The sequence below is a fragment of the Pseudomonas sp. BW16M2 genome (assembly GCF_014268865.1).
GTDB classification, from domain to species: domain Bacteria; phylum Pseudomonadota; class Gammaproteobacteria; order Pseudomonadales; family Pseudomonadaceae; genus Aquipseudomonas; species Aquipseudomonas peradeniyensis.
On record NZ_JABWRI010000034.1, the window covers coordinates 1 to 18,936 of the forward strand.

Sequence of the window (18,936 nt, forward strand, 5' to 3'; positions counted from 1 at the left end):
GGTGGGGCCGCGGCCGGCCCCCCGACGATTCCAATGCTTCACCCGCGCAGATCACTCGGCAGGAAATCCCGCTCCGGCTCGTAATCCAGCTTCAGATACCCCGCCAGCTCGCGCAGGTCATCCGGGCTCAAGCTGCCAGCCTGTTGCTTGAGCCGCAGGCTGTCGACGATGTACGCATAGCGCGAGACGTTGTAGTCACGCACCGCGTTGTACAGGTCGCGCTGCGCATCGAGGATATCGACGATGTTGCGGCTGCCCACCTCATACCCCGCCTCGGTGGCACGCAACGAGCCCTGACTGGAGATGATGCTCTGGCGTCGCGCCCGCACCTGCTCGACATCGCTGACCACTGCGCGGAAGGCGTTGCGCGAACCTTCCAGTACCTCGCGTTCGAGGCTGGTGCGGCCGTACTCGGTGCGCGCCAGCTCATGGGTGGCCTGGCGTACCCGCGCGCTGGTGCCGCCGCCGCTGAACAGCGGCAGCTTCATCTGCACCATTACCGAGCTGTCGCGCTGGTTGCCGGGGCGCTGGCCGAAGTGCGCGCTGGAGTCCATCAGGTCGCTGTCGCCCTCGGCGTAGCCCATGGCCAGGTTGAAGGTCGGCAGGTGATCGGCCTTGCTGCTGCGCAGGGTCTGGCCGGCCTGGCTGACGGCGGCCTGGCTGGCGCGCAGGCGTAGGTTCTGCGCCATGGCCTGTTCGACCCAGGCCTCGGCGCGCTCGGGCACCGGCGCCTGCACCGGCAGGCTGTGGCGGATCCCGGCCAATGCCGGTTGCGCCTGGCCGGTCAGGCGCATCAGCGCCTGGTAGGCGTCCTCGCTGCGGCGCTGGCTGTCGATCAAGTTGGCGCTGGCGCGGTCGAAGCTGGCCTGGGCCGAGAGCATGTCGTTCTGATCCGACAGACCGGCGTCATAGCTCAGCCGGGTCTGCTGCAACTGGCGGTCGAAGGCGCGCAGCTCGGCCTTGGCGGTGGCCAGGTTGTCCTCGGCCAGCAGGGTGTCGAAGTAGCTGCTGGCGGTGTCGAGGATCAGTTGCTGCTGGAACGCCGAGAAATCCAGTTCGGCCTGTTCGTTCTCGGACTGCGCGGCCTTGAAGTCGAACCAGCGACTGAGGTCGAACAACGGCTGGTCGAGGCTCAGGCGGTACAGGCTGCCGCTGCGCTGTTCGACCTGGCGGCGGTCGCTGCGCACGTCGCCGGCCTCGGCATCCAGGGCCACCTGCGGCAGCAGGCGGGCGCGGGCCAGGGGCACGGCCTCGCGGCGGGCCAGGTAGTTCTCGCGGGCGGCGGCCATGTCGCTGTTGTGCTCGACCACCTGGGCGTACACCGACATCAGTGTCGCACGCTCGGCGGCAACGGCCTGGGCCAGGGGCGCCAGGAGCAGCAGGGGCAGAAGGGTCTTACGTAGCATGTCGTTTCTCTTTATTCGGGCCGGCCGCTCCCAGGGGCAGCCGATCACGGCTGCCACAGGGGAGGGCGGGCTAAAGGGTCAGGCCGGCTGGGTGTAGGCGGCCAGTTCCTGCAGGCGTGGGTCTTCGCTGGCACGGTGGTCCTTGGCCAGCAGCGAGTACACGGTGGGCAGGATGAACAGGGTGAACAGCGTGCCGACCAGCATGCCGATGACGATCACCAGGCCCAGGCTGAAGCGGCTGTGGGCACCGGCGCCGCTGGCCAGCAGCAGTGGGACCAGGCCCACCACCATGGCCGCGGTGGTCATCAGGATCGGCCGTAGGCGGATCTGCGCGGCGCGCTCGATGGCCGTGCGGCGGTCGAGCTGGTCGGCCTGCTGCAGCTCGTTGGCGAACTCGACCATGAGGATGCCGTGCTTGCTGATCAGGCCGACCAGGGTCACCAGGCCGATCTGCGTGTAGATGTTCACCGTGGCGTAGCCCAGGTACAGCGGGATCAGCGCGCCGCACACCGACATCGGCACGCTGACCAGGATCACCAGCGGGTCGCGCAGGCTTTCGAACTGCGCCGCCAGCACCAGGTAGATGACCAGGATGGCGAAGATGAACGTCACCACCAGGGCGCTGCCTTCCTGGACGAACTGGCGGGCATCGGACAGCCAGTCATGGCTGAAACCGGTGGGCAGGGCACTGGCCTGGGCGGCGAGGAACTGCACCGCGTCGCCAATGCTCACGCCCGGCGCCGGCACCGCCTGCAGGGTGGCCGAGTTGAGCTGGTTGAACTGGGTCAGCTTGTTGGGCTCGATCGACATGTCGAAGCTGACCAGGGTCGACAGCGGCACCTGGGCGCCGTTGGCGGCCTTGACGTACTGGCCGACCAGCATCTCCGCCGACAGGCGCTGGGCCCGGGCGACCTGCGGGATCACGTCGTAGGAGCGGCCGTCGAGGGCGAAGCGGTTGACGTAGTTCTCGCCCACCAGCACCGCCAGGGCATCGCCGATGGCCTGCATGCTGATGCCCAGGTCGTTGGCCTTGCTGCGGTCGATGTTGATGTTGACCAGCGGGCTGTTGAAGTCCAGGTCGCTGTCGACCACGGCGAACAGGCCGCTGGCCATGGCCGCCTGCTTGATCTTGTCCATGGCGTCGAACACCACGCGGTGGTCCTGGGAGCTCTGGATCACCATCTGCACCGGCAGGCCGCCGGTGGAGCCGGGCAGCGGCGGCAGCTGGAAGGCGAAGATGGCCACGCCCTCGATCTCGCCGACGGCTTTCTGGATCTCGGCCTGCAGCTGGTCGGCGCTGCGCTGGCGCTTTTCCCAGGTGCTCAGGTTGGCGCCGCCGAACGCGGTGCGCGGGCCGTCGTTGCCGTTGACCACCCAGGTGATGTCGGTTTCCGGGAAGGTGGCGAACAGGCGGTCCATGCGGTGCGCGTACATCTCGGTGTAGTCGATGTTGGCGTACTGCGGGGCCTTGGCCACCGCCAGCACCTGGGCCTGGTCCTCGACCGGCGCCAGTTCGCGCTGGGCGCCGAGGTAGAGGATCGGCAGGCTGACGAACACCGCCGCGGCAATCGCCAGGGTCAGCCAGCGGTGGTGCAGGGACACGTCCAGCACGCGCCCGTAGCCCTTGCCCAGCCACTGGAAGAAGCGCTCGGCGCCACGGGCCATCGGCCCTTCGCTGGCCTGGCGGTTGAGCAGGAAGGCGCTCATCACCGGCGACAGGGTCAGCGCCACCACGCCGGACACCACCACGGCGCCGGCGAGTGTGAAGGCGAACTCCTTGAACAGCGCGCCGGTCAGCCCGCCCATCAGGCCGATCGGGGCGTACACCGCGGCCAGGGTCAGGGTCATGGCGATCACCGGGCCTGCGATCTCGCGGGCACCGACCAGCGCCGCCTGCAAGGGCGACTTGCCTTCCTCGATATGGCGGTGGACGTTCTCCACCACGACGATGGCGTCGTCCACCACCAGGCCGATGGCCAGGACCATCGACAGCAGGGTCAGCAGGTTGATGCTGAAACCGAACAGACTCATGATCGCCGCCGCGCCGATCAGCGACAGCGGGATGGTCACCAGCGGGATCAGCACGCTGCGCAGCGAGCCGAGGAACAGGAAGATCACCACGGCGACGATCACCACCGCCTCGATCAGGGTCTTGACCACTTCGTCGATGGACGCCTGGATGAAGCGCGCCACCTCGAACACGATGTTGGCGGTCATGCCCGGCGGCATGGTCTCGCGGATCTGCGGCATCATGTCCTGCACCGCGCCGACGATGGTCAGCGGGTTGCCGGCGGGGGTGGCGTGCAGGCCGATGAACACCGCCGGCTCGCCGTCCATGATGCCGCTGGTGTCATAGGAGGTGGCGCCGAGCTCGGCGGTGCCGATGTCGCTCAGGCGGATCAGCGTGTCGCCGTCGCGGCGCACCACCATCTGGCGGAACTGGTCGACGCTGGTCAGGTCGGTGTTGATGTTGATGTTGGCCGAGACGTACTGGCCCTTGGTCTGCCCGGGGGCGGCCTGGAAGTTGTTCTGGCGGATGGCCTCGGCCACGTCGCTGGCCGACAGGTTGCGCGCAGCCATGCGCGCCGGGTCCAGCCACAGGCGCATGGCCAGTTTCTGGCCGCCGAGGATCTGCGCCTCGGCCACGCCGTCGATGGCCGCCACGCGTGGCTGCACCACCCGCGAGATATAGTCGGTGATCGCCGGCAGGCCGATGTCCTTGCTCGAGAAGCCGACGTAGATCACCGCCGTGCCCTCACCGGAGGACTTGGCCACCACCGAGTCGTAGGCGCCTTCGGGCAGGCGGTACTTGACCTGGTTGACGGCGGCCATGATCTCGGTGAGGGCCTTGTTGGAGTCGGCGTTGAGCTTCAGGCGCACGCTGATGACGCTCTTGCCCTGGGTCGAGGTCGAGCTCAGGTAGTCGACGCCGTCGACCGAGGCCACGGCTTGCGAGATGGGCTGGGTGACGAAGCCCTGCATCAGTTGCGAGCGGGCGCCGGGGTATTCGGTGGTGATGGTGATGGTCGCGCTTTCCAGCTGCGGGTACTGGCGGATCGGCAGGTTCAGCAGCGCCAGCAGGCCAAGCATGACGATCATCGCGCAGACCACCAGGGTCAGTACCGGGCGGCGGATGAACAGGTCGGTGAATTTCATGGTGCTACAGGTCCTTTTCAGTGGCACGCAAACCCATTACTGCTGGGCCAGGTCCGGCTTGCGCGTGGTGCTGGCGGCCAGGGTGTCATCGGTGACCCGTACCGGCATGCCATTGCTCAGGCGGATCTGCCCGGACACCACCACGCGGTCACCTGGTGTCAGTGCATCGAGCACCACCACGCGGTCGTCGCGGCGCGCGCCGAGCTTGACGAACACCTGTTCCACGCGCAGCCCGCCGTCCTTCTCGCGCAGCACGTACAGCGAGTTGCCGTAGGCGCTGTAGCTGATCGCCGTTTCCGGCACGCTGAGTACGTCGGCGTGGCTCGGCAGCTCGATGCTGACGTTGGCGAACATGCCCGGCTTGAGTTGCTGGCCGGGGTTGTCGAGAGTCGCCTGCACTTGCATGGAGCGGGCGCCCGGGTCGATCTGCGGCTCCAGGGTGGTCACCGCGGCGACAAAGCGCTGCTGCGGCCAGGCGTCAACCTTGAGGGTGATGGCCTGGCCCGCCTGCAGGGCGGCGGCGGACTGCTCGGGCAGCGGGAAGTTGACGTGCAGGCGCGACAGCTCGGTGAGGGTCACCAGGCTGTCGCCGGGGCTGACGTACTGGCCGAGGTTGACCTTGCGGATGCCCAGCACGCCGGCGAACGGGGCGCGGATGGTCTTCTGCGCGATCTGCGCCTGGACCTGGGCGATCTCGCCAAGCAGCTGGTCGTAGTTGGCCTGGGCCTGGTCCAGCTGGGCCTGGGTGGAGGCCAGCGGCAGCACCTTGCGCGTGCGCTCCAGGGCCAGCTTGGCGTTCTTGGCCTGGGCCTGCAGCTTGGCCAGCTCGCCGCGCTCGGGCGCGTCGTTGAGTTTGACCAGCACTTGGCCGGCGGCCACGGCCTTGCCGGCGGTGAACTCCAGCGCGGTGATGCGCCCGCCGACTTCCGGCGAGACATTGACCTGATGCACCGCCTCCAGGGTGCCGACGGCGCTGAGCACCTGCGGCATGGGGCCGGACTGCACCCGGGCGACCGCCACCGGGGTGGCGTTGGCCTGGGCGGCGGGGGCGTCGTTGGCCATCACCGCCGGGGCGGGCAGCAGGGCCATGGCCAGCAGCGACAGCGAGGCGCCGGCGGCGATCCAGTAGCGATTGTTCATTGTGCGGCTCCTTGTGCCTGGTTCTGGTTGGCACGGACCTGGATGAAGGTCTGGCGCAGTTGCTCGAGGCTCAGGGCGCCGGGGACCAGGTAGCGGCCATCGATCACCAGGCTGGGTACCGAGCTGATGCCCAGGCGGCGGCCCAGGGCCAGTTCTTCATCGAGCATCTGCGGTGCCTGCTGGTCGAATGCCGTGGCGAAGGCCTGCGGGTCGAAGCCGGCCTCGGCGGCCACCGCCAGCACGGTGGCGCGGTCGCCGATGTTGCGGGCTTGCACCAGGTGGGCTTCCTGCAGGCGGTCGAACATGCGCTCGTGGCCTTCGTTGCCGGCCAGCGCCTTGGCGGTCTGGCAGGCGAGGCCGGCGAGCAGGCCGGTGGGGTATTCGAAGTCCTGCTGGCGCATGGCTTCGATGTCGATGCGCTTGACGTCCTCGGCACGCGAGCACGACAGCCAGTGGCTGAGGATGGTTTCCTTGGCCTTGGGCATCGAGCCGAAACGTTCGACCATCGCCTCGCGGCTGGTCTGCAGGATGAAGCTGCGGTGCTGGATGTCCAGGTTGAGTTCGTCCTGCAGCTGCTTGAGGCGCGGGGCGAGGACGAAGCACCAGCCGCAGACGACATCGTGGAAGAATTCGACTTTCAGGGGTGACATGGCAGTGATCCGGTTTCAGGGAGGGATGGCCGCACTATCCACAGCGCCCCGGCAAGAAAAAAGCGACAAAAGTGCCGCAAACCCTCTCATCCCCTTCATCGATGGCCGCCCGGCCCGGCCGCGAGCGGGTAGAATGGCGCTTTTGCCTGACCGTAGCCGACATGAGCCCAGCCATCGCCACCCTCGAGCAGCACCTGCTCGCCGCCCTCGATCCCGCCCCACAGGAGACCCGCCGCCTGTTCCATGGCCGTGGCCGTTGCTGGCCGGGCCTTGAGCAGATCACCGTCGACTGGCTCGATGGCGTGCTGCTGGTGGCGCTGTTCCGCGAGCCGCCCGAGGGCCAGCTGGCGGAGCTCGAAGCGATGCTGATGGCGTTGGCCGAACGCTCGCAGTGGACCGGCCAGGCCATCCTGCTGCAGCACCGCTACCTGCCGGACAGCCCTGGCCAGTGGTTGTGGGGCGCGCCGTGCCAGCAGCGCGAGGTGGTCGAGGATGGCCTGAAGTACCTGCTCGACCTGGGTGTGCGCCAGAACAACGGCCTGTTCCTCGACATGCGCTATGGCCGACGCTGGGTACGCGAGCAGGCGGCCGGCAAGCGTGTGCTCAACCTGTTCGCCTACACCTGCGGATTTTCGGTGGCGGCGATCGCCGGCGGCGCCGAGCAGGTGGTCAACCTGGACATGGCCAAGTCGGCGTTGTCCCGGGGCCGCGACAACCATCGGCTCAATGGCCATGACGCCTCGCGGGTGGCGTACCTGGGGCATGAGCTGTTCAAGTCGTGGGGCAAGGTGCGCAAGTACGGGCCGTACGACCTGATCATCATCGACCCGCCGACCTTCCAGCGCGGCAGCTTCGTGCTGACCCAGGACTACGCCAAGATCCTTCGGCGTTTGCCGGAGTTGCTGAACGAAGGCGGCACGGTGCTGGCCTGCGTCAACGATCCGGGGATCGGGCCGCAGTTTCTCATCGAGGGGATGGCCGAGCAGGCGCCGGGGTTGGCGTTCGTCGAGCGGCTGGAGAATCCGCCGGAGTTTCCGGATGCGGATCCGGAGGGTGGCCTGAAGGCGCTGGTGTTTCGCCAGCAGGCCTGAGACAGGACTCTTGTAGGCGATCGCCCAGAGAACTGTCCCCCTGTGGGAGCGGCCTTGCCGAGGCGTCGGACCGGTCGGAAAGGGCTGCGCAGCAGCCCCAGCAATTTCGAGGGTGGCTCGGAATCTGGGGCCGCTACGCGCCCCTTTCGCGACGCAAGGCCGCTCCCACAGCGGTCTAGCTAAATCTATGAGTTACGGTTTGTTCCATGAGAGCGGACGTTGGTTATTTGTTGGTATAGATCTGGTCGAACACACCACCATCATTGAAGTGGGTCTTCTGCACGGTGCGCCAGTCGCCGAAGGTCTTCTCCACCGACAGGAAGTCGACTTTCGGGAAGCGGTCGGTGTACTTGGCCAGTACGGTGGCGTCACGCGGGCGCAGGTAGTTGTTCGCGGCGATTTCCTGGGCCTCGGGCGACCACAGGTACTTCAGGTATTCCTCGGCCACGGCCTGGGTGCCTTTCTTGGCCACCACCTTGTCCACCACGCTCACCGGCGGCTCGGCCTCGGCCGACACGCTCGGGTAGATCACCTCGAACTGGTCGCGGCCGAACTCGCGGGCGATCATCTCGGCCTCGTTCTCGAAGGTCACCAGCACGTCGCCGATCTGGTTGGTCATGAAGGTGGTAGTGGCGGCGCGGCCACCGGTGTCCAGCACCGGCGCCTGCTTGAACAGTTTGCCGACGAAGTCGCGGGCCTTGGTTTCGTCACCGCCCTGCTTGAGCACGTAGCCCCAGGCCGAAAGGTAGGTGTAGCGGCCGTTACCGGAGGTCTTGGGGTTGGGCACGATCACCTGCACGCCATCCTTGAGCAGGTCTGGCCAGTCTTTCAGCGCCTTGGGGTTGCCCTTGCGCACGATGAACACGGTGGCCGAGGTGAACGGCGCGCTGTTGTTCGGCAGGCGGCTCACCCAGTTGTCCGGCACCAACTTGCCGTTGTCGGCCAGGGCGTTGATGTCGGTGGCCATGTTCATGGTGATCACGTCGGCCGGCAGGCCATCGATCACCGCGCGCGCCTGCTTGCTCGAGCCGCCGAAGGACATCTGCACATTGACCTTCTCCTTGTGCTCGGCCTCCCAGTGCTTCTGGAACGCCGGGTTGTAGTCCTTGTAGAAGTCACGCATCACGTCGTAGGAGACGTTGAGCAGGGTCGGGGCGGCCTGGGCGAGGTTGCCCAGGGCCAGGCCCGCGGCGAGCAGCGAGGCACTGAAGAGTTTTTTCACTGGGGGCATTCCTTGTTCTGATTCAAAGGGTTGGCGATATGCCAGCGACTATAGCGTTTGGCGCTTTGGTCGCTAAAGATCAAATGGCTCTTTGCTTATGCCGGCCCCATCGCGGGGCAAGCCCGCTCCCACAACTACCGTGGGAGCGGGCTTGCCCCGCGATGGGAAAACGCCTTACTGCTTGGGAAACAACGCATTGCCACAGCGCGAACAGAACGCCGCGCCATGCTCGTGGTGATGCTTGGCGCAGGTCGGGCAGTCATGCTGCAACTGCTCGCCACGCAGGGCATTGGCCAATTCGGCGGTGAAGATGCCGGTGGGCACGGCGATGATCGAGTAACCGGTGATCATCACCAGCGAAGACAGCACCTGCCCAAGCGGCGTCTTCGGCACGATATCGCCGAAGCCTACGGTGGTCAGGGTGACGATGGCCCAGTAGATGCCCTTGGGGATACTGGTAAAGCCGTGCTCCGGTCCTTCGATCACATACATCAGCGTGCCGAACACCGTGACCAGGGTCGACACGCTGACCAGGAACACGATGATCTTCTGCTTGCTGCCCTGCAGCGCCGCCAGCAGGTAGTGGGCCTGCTTCAGGTAGGGGCTGAGCTTGAGCACGCGGAAGATCCGTAGCATGCGGATCACCCGGATCATCAGCAGGTACTGGGCGTCGCTGTAGTACAGGGCGATGATCCCGGGCACGATCGCCAGCAGGTCGACCAGCCCGTAGAAACTGAAGGCATAGCGCAGCGGCTTGGGCGAGCAGTACAGGCGGGTGATGTACTCGGCCAGGAAGATCGCCGTGAAGCCCCATTCGATGCCGGCCAGCAGCCCGGCGTAGTTCTGGTGAATGTCGTCGATGCTGTCGAGGATCACCGTGACCAGGCTGGCGAGGATGATCAGCAGGAGGATCTTGTCGAAGCGACGCCCGGCGACGGTGTCGGTCTGGAAGACGATGATGTAGAGGCGTTCGCGCAGGGAGGGCGGGGTGGACATGGGGCGGGTTCCGAAAGCGTGAATGCCAAGCCTAGAAGGTCGGTGGCCGAGCTTGCAACGTCAGCTGCAGGTCGGCTACCTGATAGAAATGCCAGTTTCGTGGTGAGAGTGTCTGCGCCAGCATGGTCGTGAGTCGTTTGACAACCCTTGAGGAAGCAACATGACCGACCTATCGCGAAACCGTTACGCGCAGCAGTCCATGATGTTGCAGACCGATGCTGCCGGTTGTGTGATGGGTGGGCGTGGTGTTGCGCATTTCCGGTTGGCGTATACAGCTTATGGTCAGCTACCAGAACTCATACGCATCGGCCTGCTGGGGTATAACGGGCAGTTGCTAGAGCGCGATTCTCAGGGTTATCTGCTCGGAAACGGGCATCGCTTGTACGATCCGCAGCTTATGCGTTTCGTCTGCCCGGACGCATTAAGTCCCTTTGGCGAAGGCGGGTTGAATGCCTATATGTATTGTGGAGGGGACCCGGTCAATAACGTCGATCCGTCGGGGCGATGGTCAATATCTGGCGTTCTTAAATGGTTGGGGTTGCGGCAGAAGACGGGCGTCACCGCAGCGGCTCGCTTGTATGACCTGCCCAAGTCGGAAGTGAAGGATCATTATAAAAGTTTGGATGCCCCAACTGATGGTCGGGTGGATATGAAGCCGTTCTTGAGCGGAGGTAATAGGTACGTAATCAGTAGAACAAAACAAGGGATCCTGCTGACTAAGGCGACAAATAGCTCATCAGATGGTCAGCGGCGCGGCCGATCTAACAATAGGGCAGTGAATCCCACGGCCAATATGGCTGGAGCAGTTTCTTACTCGCCATTCGACGTTTCTGCCTATAACGCACCCGAGTATGAACCACGCGACTACGTGATCATTGTTCCTCAATCCAACTCACCAAGCGAAGACCGGAACAGCCTTCGCTCTAGCACGTAGCCTTACCTACAGGCGCGCTTTCTCCGGGTATCAACCTGCGCACTGCAGCGAGCAGCCAGCAAGCAACCACGAAAGGTGCGGTCAATCCGGCGATGGGCAACAGGTTGAACAGCGGCTGCAACAGCAGCGCCAGTGCAATTGCCAGCAGGGGGATCCAAGGCCTCTCACCCTGGCGGCTGAAGGCCAGCGCGGCCAGTGCCGCATTGAAACCGTACAGCCCCAGCCAGGCCCCCTGGGCCTCGCCCGCCAGCAACGCGACACCGCCGCCGATGGCCGAGCCGATTATCGCCCAGGTGGCGGCATAGGGGTTGGCGAAGTACATGCCGATGACGATCAGCAGGCCGGCCATGGGCTTGTCGAGCAGGAAGATCTGCCCCACGCCGCGCAGCAGGGCATACACCGGATCGGCCTCGACATAGCCGTTGGCCGAGGGCTCGGCTAGCAGCAAGGTGGCCCAGCCCAGCAGCACGAAGGGCGCGGTGTAGGCGACCAGCAGCTTGCCGCCGCGCTTGCGCCACTGGTGGGTGAGCATGCTCGACAGGCCACCGGCGGCGATGATCAGCGGCGGCAGAATCGCCGACCAGGGCAGCACGGCGCTGATCAGGATGCCGATCAGCACGCCGTTGTAGCAATACAGCCCGGCTTGGCGATCGGCGCGGTCGTAACCGCGGCGCTGGGCGGTGAGCAGGCCGGCGAGGGCGCCGAGCAGGGCGCCGCCGACCAGGTTCGGCGCGGTCAGCAGGATGGCCAGCAGGCAGCACAGGCCGCACAGGGGATTGCGCAGCAGCAGCACCTGGCTGAAGCCGTTGAGCAAGGCCGTGGCCCAGTCGGGGCACGGGTTGACGAAATTCTTGGTGTACATGGGCAGTCGGCAAGGTGAGTGGGGGAGCGGTGGGCCTCTTTGGGCCTCGGTTTTCCGCAGGTTCAGGTACAGTCATCGCGGGGCAAGTCGGGTCGCCGCATCGCCGCTCCCACGTTCGATCGCCAATGGCGGGGGGAGAGCGTGGGAGCGGGCTTGCCCCGCGATTTTTTCAGATCAGACCAAGGTCTCGATCCGCAGCGTATTAGTCGAACCCGGCTTGCCGAAAGGCACACCGGCGGTGATCAGCAGCGTGTCGCCACGGCTGGCCATGCCTTGTGCCTGGGCGATCTCCAGCGCCGTGGAGACCACCTCGTCGACCTGGCGCAGGCGATCGTTGACCACCGAGTGCACGCCCCAGGTCACGCTCAGGCGGCGCGCGGTGTTGAGGTTCGGCGTCAGGTTGAGGATCGGCGCCCGTGGCCGCTCGCGGGCGGCGCGCAGGGTCGACGCCCCCGACTCGCTGTAGTTGACCAGCACCGCCACCGGCAGGATGCCGCTGATGCGACGGATCGCGCAGCTGATGGCATCGGACACCGTGGCTTCGGCCTTGGGCCGACCGACGTCGAGCTGGGCCTGGTAGTCCGGGCCGTTCTCCACCTGGCGGATGATCTTGCTCATCATCTGCACCGCTTCCAGCGGGTAGTCGCCCGAGGCGGTCTCGGCCGACAGCATCACCGCATCCGCGCCTTCGGCCACGGCGTTGGCCACGTCGGTGACTTCGGCGCGGGTCGGGGCCGGGGAGAAGCGCATCGATTCGAGCATCTGGGTGGCCACCACCACCGGCTTGCCCAGCTGGCGGCAGGTGCCGATGATGCCTTTCTGGATCTGCGGCACGCTTTCGGCCGGCACTTCCACGCCCAGGTCGCCACGGGCGACCATGATCGCGTCGGACAGCTCGGCGATGGCCTGCAGTTGCTCGACCGCCGAGGGCTTCTCGATCTTGGTCATCAGGTAGGCACGGTCGCCAATCAGCTGGCGCGCCTCGACGATGTCTTCAGGACGCTGGACGAACGACAGCGCCACCCAGTCCACGCCAAGCTCCAGGCCGAAGGCCAGGTCGCGACGGTCTTTCTCGGTCAGCGGGGAGAGGTCGAGCACCGCCTGGGGCACGTTGACGCCCTTGCGATCAGACAGCTCGCCACCGGCCAGCACTTCGGTGTCGATGGCGTCGCCGTGCTTGGCGGTGACCCGCAGGCGCAGCTTGCCGTCATCCAGCAGCAGGTCCATGCCCGGCTCCAGCGCGGCGATGATCTCCGGGTGCGGCAGGTTGACCCGGCGGCTGTCGCCCGGGGTCTTGTCCAGGTCCAGGCGCAGGGCCTGGCCGCGTTGCAGCTGGACCTTGCCGTCGGCGAAGCGGCCGACCCGCAGCTTCGGCCCCTGCAGGTCCATGAGGATGCCCAGCGGGTAGTTGAGTTGCTGCTCGACTTCGCGGATCCACTGGTAGCGCAGGGCGTGGTCGGCGTGCTCGCCGTGGCTGAAGTTGAGGCGGAAGATGTTCACCCCGGCCTCGACCAGTTGGCGGATGTCATCGATGCCTTTGATCGCAGGCCCGAGGGTGGCGAGGATTTTGACTTTTTTATCAGGCGTCATGATTGCGGAGTCTCGAGGATCAGGATGGCACGGAAGTCGTTGACGTTGGTGCGGGTCGGCTCGGTGACGATCAGCGCGTCGAGGGCGGCGAAGTAGCCATAGCCGTTGTTGTTGTCCAGCTCATCGCTGGCCGACAGGCCCAGGGCCTCGGCGCGAGCAAAGCTGTCCGGGGTCATGAAGGCGCCGGCGTTGTCCTCCGAGCCGTCGATGCCGTCGGTGTCGCCGGCCAGGGCATGCACGCCCGGCAGGCCCTTGAGGCTTTCGGTGAGGCTGAGCAGGAACTCGGCGTTGCGCCCGCCACGGCCGTTGCCGCGCACGGTGACGGTGGTCTCGCCGCCGGAGAGGATCACGCAGGGGGCCTTGAGCGGTTGACCGTGCAGGACGATCTGCCGGGCGATGCCGGCATGCACCTTGGCCACCTCACGCGATTCGCCTTCGAGGTCGCCGAGGATCAGCGGGCTGAAGCCGGCCTGGCGGGCTTTCACCGCGGCGGCCTCCAGCGACTGCTGGGGCCTGGCGATCAACTGGAAGTGGCTGCGGGCCAGGGCCGGGTCATCGGCCTTGACGGTTTCGGAGGCCGGATTGTTGAGCCAGTCGATGACGGCCTTGGGCGCGTCGATGTTGTAGCGCTTGATGATCGCCAGGGCGTCGGCCGAGGTGCTCGGGTCGGCCACGGTGGGGCCGGAGGCGATGACCGTGGCGAGGTCGCCCGGCACATCGGAAATCGCGTAGGTGTAGACGGTGGCCGGCCAACAGGCCTTGGCCAGGCGGCCGCCCTTGATCGCCGAGAGGTGCTTGCGCACGCAGTTCATCTCGCCGATGGTGGCGCCGGATTTCAGCAGGGCCTTGTTGATCTGCTGCTTGTCGGCCAGGGTCAGGCCTTCGGCGGGCAGGGCCAGCAGGGCCGAGCCACCGCCGGAGAGCAGGAAGATGACGCGGTCGTCTTCGCTCAGGTTGCTGACCAGGTCGAGCACGCGCTTGGCCACGGCGAGGCCGGCGGCATCGGGGACCGGGTGGGCGGCTTCGACCACCTCGATCTTCTGGCAACTGGCGCCATGGCCGTAGCGGGTCACGACTAGGCCCGAGACCTCGCCCTGCCAGCTCTTTTCGACCACTTCGGCCATGGCCGCAGCGGCCTTGCCGGCGCCGATGACGATGACCCGTCCGCTGCGGTCGGCGGGCAGGTGGGGTTCGAGGACCTGACGGGGGTGGGCGGCGGCGATGGCTGTGTCGAACAGCTCGCGCAGGAGTTTTTGTGGATCGACCGACATGGCAGGCTCCCAGATTCTTGTTGTTCTGCAAAATCGAAAACGCCCCTGGAACTGCCTCCGTGCAGGCCGAACCAGGGGCGGGTGTTGCTCGGGGTCACCGCCTGGCACCCAGGCGGTGTGAAATTCATCGCGGGGCAAGCCCGCTCCCACGTATCAGAGCGTTAGGCCCCGCGATTGGGCCTTACTTGTCGTCGCGGATCGAGAAGTTGGCCATGTGCTCCAGGCCCTTGATCAGCGCCGAGTGGTCCCAGTTGCCGCCGCCCAGTGCCACGCAGGTGCTGAACACTTGCTGGGCGTTGGAGGTGTTGGGCAGGTTGATGCCCAGTTCCTTGGCGCCTTGCAGGGCCAGGTTCAGGTCCTTCTGGTGCAGGTTGATGCGGAAGCCCGGATCGAAGGTGCCCTTGATCATGCGCTCGGCGTGCACTTCGAGGATCTTCGACGAGGCGAAGCCGCCCATCAGCGCTTCACGTACCTTCGCAGGGTCAGCGCCGTTCTTGGCGGCGAACAGCAGCGCTTCGCCGACGGCCTGGATGTTCAGGGCGACGATGATCTGGTTGGCCACCTTGGCGGTCTGGCCGTCGCCGTTGCCGCCGACGCGGGTGATGTTCTTGCCCATGGCTTCGAACAGCGGCAGGGCGCGCTCGAAGGCTTTCGGGCAGCCGCCGACCATGATGCTCAGGGTCGCGGCCTTGGCGCCGACTTCGCCGCCGGACACCGGGGCGTCCAGGTAGGCGGCGCCGGTGGCCTTGATCTTCTCGGCGAAGGCCTTGGTGGCGGTGGGGGAGATTGAGCTCATGTCGATCACCACCTTGTTCGGGCCGACGCCTTCGACGACGCCGTTCTCACCGAACAGGACGCTCTCGACCTGCGGGGTGTCCGGGACCATGACGATGATGAACTCGGCTTCCTGGGCCACTTCCTTCGGGTTGGCCAGGGCCACGGCGCCGGCGGCGATCAGGTCGGCCGGGGCGGCGTCGTGGTGGGTGGAAACGAAGATGCTGTGACCTGCCTTTTGCAGGTTCTGGGCCATGGGCTTGCCCATGATGCCGGTGCCGAGGAAACCGATTTTAGCCATGAGAGTTCTGCCTCTTTGTATTTGTATGAACAGGCGACCAGGCCCTTGTAGGAGCGGCCTTGTGTCGCGATTGGGGCGCGAAGCGGCCCCACGATTTCGGCAATTTCAGCGATTGCCGGGGGCTGCTGCGCAGCCCATCGCGACACAAGGCCGCTCCTACAGGGACCGTGTGCATCCTTAGATTGCGTTATGGGTCTTGAGCCAGCCCAGGCCCGCCTCGGTGGTGGTCTTGGGCTTGTACTCCGCGCCCACCCAGCCCTGGTAGCCGATGCGATCCAGGTGCTCGAACAGGAAGCGGTAGTTGATCTCGCCGGTGCCAGGTTCGTGGCGGCCCGGGTTGTCGGCCAGCTGCACGTGGTTGATCAGCTTCAGGTTGGTTTCCAGGGTGCGCGCCAGGTCACCTTCCATGATCTGCATGTGGTAGATGTCGTACTGCAGGAACAGGTTGTCGCTGCCCACCTCGGCCTGGATTTCCAGGGCCTGTTTCGTGGTGTTCAGGTAGAAGCCGGGGATGTCGCGGGTGTTGATCATTTCCATGACCAGGCGGATTCCGGCGCCCTTGAGCTTGTCGGCGGCGTAGCGCAGGTTGTCGACGAAGGTCTTGCGCACGGTGGCGCAGTCCAGGCCCTCGGGGCGAATGCCGGCCAGGGCGTTGACCTGGGTGTTGCCCAGCACCTTGGCGTACTCGATGGCCTTGTCGACGCCGGCGCGGAATTCCTCGACGCGGTCCGGGTGGCAGGTGATGCCGCGCTCACCTTTCGACCAATCGCCCGCAGGAAGGTTGAACAGCACCTGGGTCAGGCCGTGGGCGTCGAGCTGCTGCTTGATCTCGGCGGCGCTGAAATCGTACGGGAAAAGGTATTCGACACCGCTGAAACCAGCGTCGGCGGCGGCCTTGAAGCGGGCCAGGAAGTCCTGTTCGGTGAACAGCATGGACAGGTTGGCGGCGAAGCGAGGCATAGGTCGTCTCCTTGCGTTGAAGACCCCCGCGCAAGGCGCGGGGGCGTCAGGCGATCAGTCCAGCAGCGAGATGGCGGTCGGCGCGTCGTTGCCGACCAGGGCGAGGTCTTCGAACTCGTTGACCGCGTTGATCTCGGTGCCCATGGAAATGTTGGTCACACGCTCGAGAATCACTTCGACCACCACCGGCACGCGGAACTCTTCGGCCATCTTCTGCGCCTTGAGCAGGGCAGGGGCGATGTCGGCCGGTTCGAACACGCGGATGGCCTTGCAGCCCAGGCCCTCGACCACGGCGACGTGGTCGACACCGTAGGTGGCGGCGTCGGTGGAATTAATGTTCTCGAACGCCAGTTGTACACAGTAATCCATGTCGAAACCACGCTGGGCCTGGCGGATCAGGCCGAGGTAGGCGTTGTTCACCAGCACGTGGACGTACGGCAGGTTGAACTGCGCGCCCACCGCCAGTTCTTCGATCATGAACTGGAAGTCGTAGTCACCGGACAGCGCGACGACCTTGCGCTTCGGATCGGCCTTGACCACACCGAGGGCGGCAGGAATGGTCCAGCCCAGCGGGCCGGCCTGACCGCAGTTGATCCAGTGACGTGGCTTGTACACGTGCAGGAACTGCGCGCCGGCGATCTGCGAAAGACCAATGGTGCTGACGTAGCAGGTGTCCTTGCCGAATACCTGGTTCATCTCTTCGTACACGCGCTGCGGCTTGACCGGCACGTTGTCGAAGTGGGTCTTGCGCTGCAGGGTGGCCTTGCGCTGCTGGCAGTCTTCCAGCCAGGCCTTGCGGCACTTGAGCTTGCCGGCGGCTTTCCACTCGCGGGCAACTTCCAGGAACACGTCCAGCGCCTTGCCGGCATCGGAAACGATACCCAGGTCCGGGGTGAACACGCGGCCGATCTGGGTCGGTTCGATGTCCACGTGCACAAACTTGCGGCCTTCGGTGTAGACGTCGACGGAGCCGGTGTGGCGGTTGGCCCAGCGGTTGCCGATACCGAACACCAGGTCGGACTTGAGCAGGGTGGCGTTGCCGTAACGGTGCGAGGTCTGCAGGCCGACCATGCCGACCATCAGTTCGTGATCGTCCGGGATGGTGCCCCAGCCCATCAGGGTCGGGATCACCGGCACGCCGGTCAGTTCGGCGAACTCGACCAGCTTGTCGCTGGCGTCGGCGTTGATGATGCCGCCACCGGCCACCAGCAGCGGGCGCTCGGCGTCATTGAGCAGGGCCAGGGCCTTCTCGGCCTGTACGCGGCTGGCTTGTGGCTTGTGGATTGGCAGCGGCTCGTAGGCGTCGATGTCGAATTCGATCTCGGCCATCTGCACATCGAACGGCAGGTCGATCAGCACCGGGCCTGGGCGGCCGGTACGCATTTCATAGAAGGCCTTCTGGAAGGCGTAGGGCACCTGGCCTGGTTCCAGGACGGTGGTCGCCCACTTGGTGACCGGCTTGACGATGCTGGTGATGTCGACGGCCTGGAAGTCTTCCTTGTGCAGGCGGGCGCGCGGGGCCTGGCCGGTGATGCAGAGGATCGGGATGGAGTCGGCCGAGGCGCTGTACAGGCCGGTGACCATGTCGGTGCCGGCAGGGCCGGAGGTGCCGATGCACACACCGATGTTGCCCGGGTTGGCGCGGGTGTAGCCCTCGGCCATGTGCGAGGCACCTTCGACGTGGCGAGCGAGGACGTGATCGATGCCACCGACTTTCTTCAGGGCCGAATACAGCGGGTTGATGGCAGCCCCTGGAATGCCGAACGCGGTATCTACACCTTCACGGCGCATGACCAGAACGGCTGCATCGATTGCTCTCATTTTGCTCATGATTTGTGCCTCATCGATTTTGTAATTGTATACAACTTGTGTTGCGGCAGAGTGTATTCATGCTCGGCGCAAAAGGTCAATCCATTTTCGTCGGCGCTGTTGACTGAGCGGTCATTGGGCGATGAGGCGGCATTTCGTCGCAGTTGGCAGGATTGATTCAAATAATTGTATACAAAGCGTGCCTCCGTTGTGTTCTATTCTGTCTACTGGTTTTCAACTGCCCTCAGGGCTTCTCACAACAAGAAGAGGACCTTTTCATGAACGCATTGACCCTCAAAGACGCTGTCGGCGTGGTGAACGCCGCGCTGGCCGCGGGCCGCAAGATCAACGCCGCGCCACTGACCGTGGCGGTGCTGGATGCCGGCGGGCACCTGCTGGCGCTGCAGCGCGAGGATGGCGCCACCCTGCTGCGTCCGCAGGTGGCCATCGGCAAGGCCTGGGGCGCGGTTGCCCTGGGCAAGGGCTCGCGCCTGCTGGCGCTGGATTCGCAGCAGCGACCGGCGTTCTATGCCGCGCTGAACGGGCTGGGCGATCGGCCGGTGGTGCCAGTGCCGGGCGGGGTGCTGATCCGTGATCGGGACGGCAAGGTGCTGGGGGCTGTCGGGATCAGCGGGGATACGTCGGATATCGACGAGCAGTGCGCGATCAGTGCGATCGAAGAGGTGGGGCTGACGGCGGATGCGGGGGTGGCGGCGTAAGCAACGATTGAAATGATCGCGGGGCAAGTCGCATCGGCGCACCGCCGCTCCCACG

Annotated in this window: 15 protein-coding genes; 3 read left to right on the plus strand and 12 right to left on the minus strand. The window is 65.6% G+C overall.

What is annotated here, in order from left to right; genetic code table 11:
- Positions 1 to 38: 38 nt before the first annotated feature.
- From HU735_RS22940 to HU735_RS22955, 4 genes are all read right to left on the minus strand, one after another.
- The gene (locus tag HU735_RS22940) at positions 39 to 1,406 is read right to left on the minus strand and encodes a TolC family outer membrane protein (protein WP_186715560.1); all 1,368 of its coding nucleotides are present in this window, start codon (positions 1,404 to 1,406) and stop codon (positions 39 to 41) included.
- Between the two features lie 78 nt (positions 1,407 to 1,484).
- A complete protein-coding gene (locus HU735_RS22945) occupies positions 1,485 to 4,562 on the minus strand; it encodes a MexW/MexI family multidrug efflux RND transporter permease subunit (protein ID WP_186715562.1) in 3,078 nt (1,025 codons plus the stop codon).
- Between the two features lie 36 nt (positions 4,563 to 4,598).
- Positions 4,599 to 5,702 carry an efflux RND transporter periplasmic adaptor subunit gene (locus HU735_RS22950; RefSeq protein ID WP_186715564.1) on the minus strand — a complete coding sequence of 368 codons (1,104 nt, stop codon included), beginning with the start codon at positions 5,700 to 5,702 and terminating at the stop codon, positions 4,599 to 4,601.
- Positions 5,699 to 6,352: a DsbA family protein gene (locus tag HU735_RS22955; RefSeq protein WP_186715566.1), complete on the minus strand. Its 654-nt coding sequence runs from the start codon at positions 6,350 to 6,352 to the stop codon at positions 5,699 to 5,701. The genes HU735_RS22950 and HU735_RS22955 overlap by 4 nt, the downstream gene beginning before the upstream one ends.
- Positions 6,353 to 6,513: 161 nt before the next feature.
- On the opposite strand from HU735_RS22955, the gene HU735_RS22960 reads away from it, so the two are divergent.
- On the plus strand, positions 6,514 to 7,443 hold the full coding sequence (locus HU735_RS22960) for a class I SAM-dependent methyltransferase (RefSeq protein WP_186715568.1): 930 nt from the start codon (positions 6,514 to 6,516) through the stop codon (positions 7,441 to 7,443).
- A gap of 223 nt (positions 7,444 to 7,666) precedes the next feature.
- Here HU735_RS22960 and HU735_RS22965 read toward each other — a convergent pair whose 3' ends face one another.
- Positions 7,667 to 8,665 carry a sulfate ABC transporter substrate-binding protein gene (locus tag HU735_RS22965; RefSeq protein ID WP_028692830.1) on the minus strand — a complete coding sequence of 333 codons (999 nt, stop codon included), beginning with the start codon at positions 8,663 to 8,665 and terminating at the stop codon, positions 7,667 to 7,669.
- A gap of 174 nt (positions 8,666 to 8,839) precedes the next feature.
- A complete protein-coding gene (locus HU735_RS22970; protein ID WP_186715570.1) occupies positions 8,840 to 9,661 on the minus strand; it encodes an ion transporter in 822 nt (273 codons plus the stop codon).
- Positions 9,662 to 9,821: 160 nt separating this feature from the next.
- Here HU735_RS22970 and HU735_RS22975 point away from each other — a divergent pair, with 160 nt between their 5' ends.
- Positions 9,822 to 10,595 carry an RHS repeat-associated core domain-containing protein gene (locus tag HU735_RS22975; RefSeq protein WP_186715572.1) on the plus strand — a complete coding sequence of 258 codons (774 nt, stop codon included), beginning with the start codon at positions 9,822 to 9,824 and terminating at the stop codon, positions 10,593 to 10,595.
- On the opposite strand, the gene HU735_RS22980 is transcribed toward HU735_RS22975, so the two are convergent.
- From HU735_RS22980 to gcl, 6 genes are all read right to left on the minus strand, one after another.
- Positions 10,585 to 11,457 carry an urea transporter gene (locus HU735_RS22980; protein WP_186715574.1) on the minus strand — a complete coding sequence of 291 codons (873 nt, stop codon included), beginning with the start codon at positions 11,455 to 11,457 and terminating at the stop codon, positions 10,585 to 10,587. The two genes, HU735_RS22975 and HU735_RS22980, sit on opposite strands and share 11 nt — an antisense overlap.
- Positions 11,458 to 11,631: 174 nt before the next feature.
- Entirely contained in the window at positions 11,632 to 13,047 is a 1,416-nt protein-coding gene (pyk, locus tag HU735_RS22985; protein ID WP_186715576.1) for a pyruvate kinase, read from the minus strand.
- Positions 13,044 to 14,318, minus strand: a complete 1,275-nt coding sequence (locus tag HU735_RS22990; RefSeq protein ID WP_186715578.1) for a glycerate kinase — start codon at positions 14,316 to 14,318, stop codon at positions 13,044 to 13,046. Before HU735_RS22990 ends, pyk begins: the two co-directional genes overlap by 4 nt.
- Before the next feature lie 181 nt (positions 14,319 to 14,499).
- Positions 14,500 to 15,393, minus strand: coding sequence for a 2-hydroxy-3-oxopropionate reductase (locus HU735_RS22995; protein WP_011532931.1), 894 nt, complete (start codon positions 15,391 to 15,393; stop codon positions 14,500 to 14,502).
- 177 nt (positions 15,394 to 15,570) lie between these two features.
- Positions 15,571 to 16,353 (minus strand): hydroxypyruvate isomerase, encoded by a 783-nt coding sequence (gene hyi, locus HU735_RS23000; protein ID WP_186715579.1) that lies wholly within the window; start codon positions 16,351 to 16,353, stop codon positions 15,571 to 15,573.
- A gap of 54 nt (positions 16,354 to 16,407) precedes the next feature.
- Positions 16,408 to 18,183, minus strand: coding sequence for a glyoxylate carboligase (gene gcl, locus HU735_RS23005; RefSeq protein WP_186715580.1), 1,776 nt, complete (start codon positions 18,181 to 18,183; stop codon positions 16,408 to 16,410).
- Positions 18,184 to 18,440: 257 nt separating this feature from the next.
- On the opposite strand from gcl, the gene HU735_RS23010 reads away from it, so the two are divergent.
- Positions 18,441 to 18,881 (plus strand): heme-binding protein, encoded by a 441-nt coding sequence (locus tag HU735_RS23010; protein WP_186715581.1) that lies wholly within the window; start codon positions 18,441 to 18,443, stop codon positions 18,879 to 18,881.
- Positions 18,882 to 18,936: the final 55 nt, after the last annotated feature.

Coding starts and splice junctions, on each gene's coding strand:
- HU735_RS22940 (WP_186715560.1), bottom strand. CDS start 1,406: ATGCTACGTAAGACCCTTCTGCCCCTGCTGCTCCTGGCGCCCCTGGCC.
- HU735_RS22945 (WP_186715562.1), bottom strand. CDS start 4,562: ATGAAATTCACCGACCTGTTCATCCGCCGCCCGGTACTGACCCTGGTG.
- HU735_RS22950 (WP_186715564.1), bottom strand. CDS start 5,702: ATGAACAATCGCTACTGGATCGCCGCCGGCGCCTCGCTGTCGCTGCTG.
- HU735_RS22955 (WP_186715566.1), bottom strand. CDS start 6,352: ATGTCACCCCTGAAAGTCGAATTCTTCCACGATGTCGTCTGCGGCTGG.
- HU735_RS22960 (WP_186715568.1), top strand. CDS start 6,514: ATGAGCCCAGCCATCGCCACCCTCGAGCAGCACCTGCTCGCCGCCCTC.
- HU735_RS22970 (WP_186715570.1), bottom strand. CDS start 9,661: ATGTCCACCCCGCCCTCCCTGCGCGAACGCCTCTACATCATCGTCTTC.
- HU735_RS22975 (WP_186715572.1), top strand. CDS start 9,822: ATGACCGACCTATCGCGAAACCGTTACGCGCAGCAGTCCATGATGTTG.
- HU735_RS22980 (WP_186715574.1), bottom strand. CDS start 11,457: ATGTACACCAAGAATTTCGTCAACCCGTGCCCCGACTGGGCCACGGCC.
- pyk (WP_186715576.1), bottom strand. CDS start 13,047: ATGACGCCTGATAAAAAAGTCAAAATCCTCGCCACCCTCGGGCCTGCG.
- HU735_RS22990 (WP_186715578.1), bottom strand. CDS start 14,318: ATGTCGGTCGATCCACAAAAACTCCTGCGCGAGCTGTTCGACACAGCC.
- HU735_RS22995 (WP_011532931.1), bottom strand. CDS start 15,393: ATGGCTAAAATCGGTTTCCTCGGCACCGGCATCATGGGCAAGCCCATG.
- hyi (WP_186715579.1), bottom strand. CDS start 16,353: ATGCCTCGCTTCGCCGCCAACCTGTCCATGCTGTTCACCGAACAGGAC.
- gcl (WP_186715580.1), bottom strand. CDS start 18,183: ATGAGCAAAATGAGAGCAATCGATGCAGCCGTTCTGGTCATGCGCCGT.
- HU735_RS23010 (WP_186715581.1), top strand. CDS start 18,441: ATGAACGCATTGACCCTCAAAGACGCTGTCGGCGTGGTGAACGCCGCG.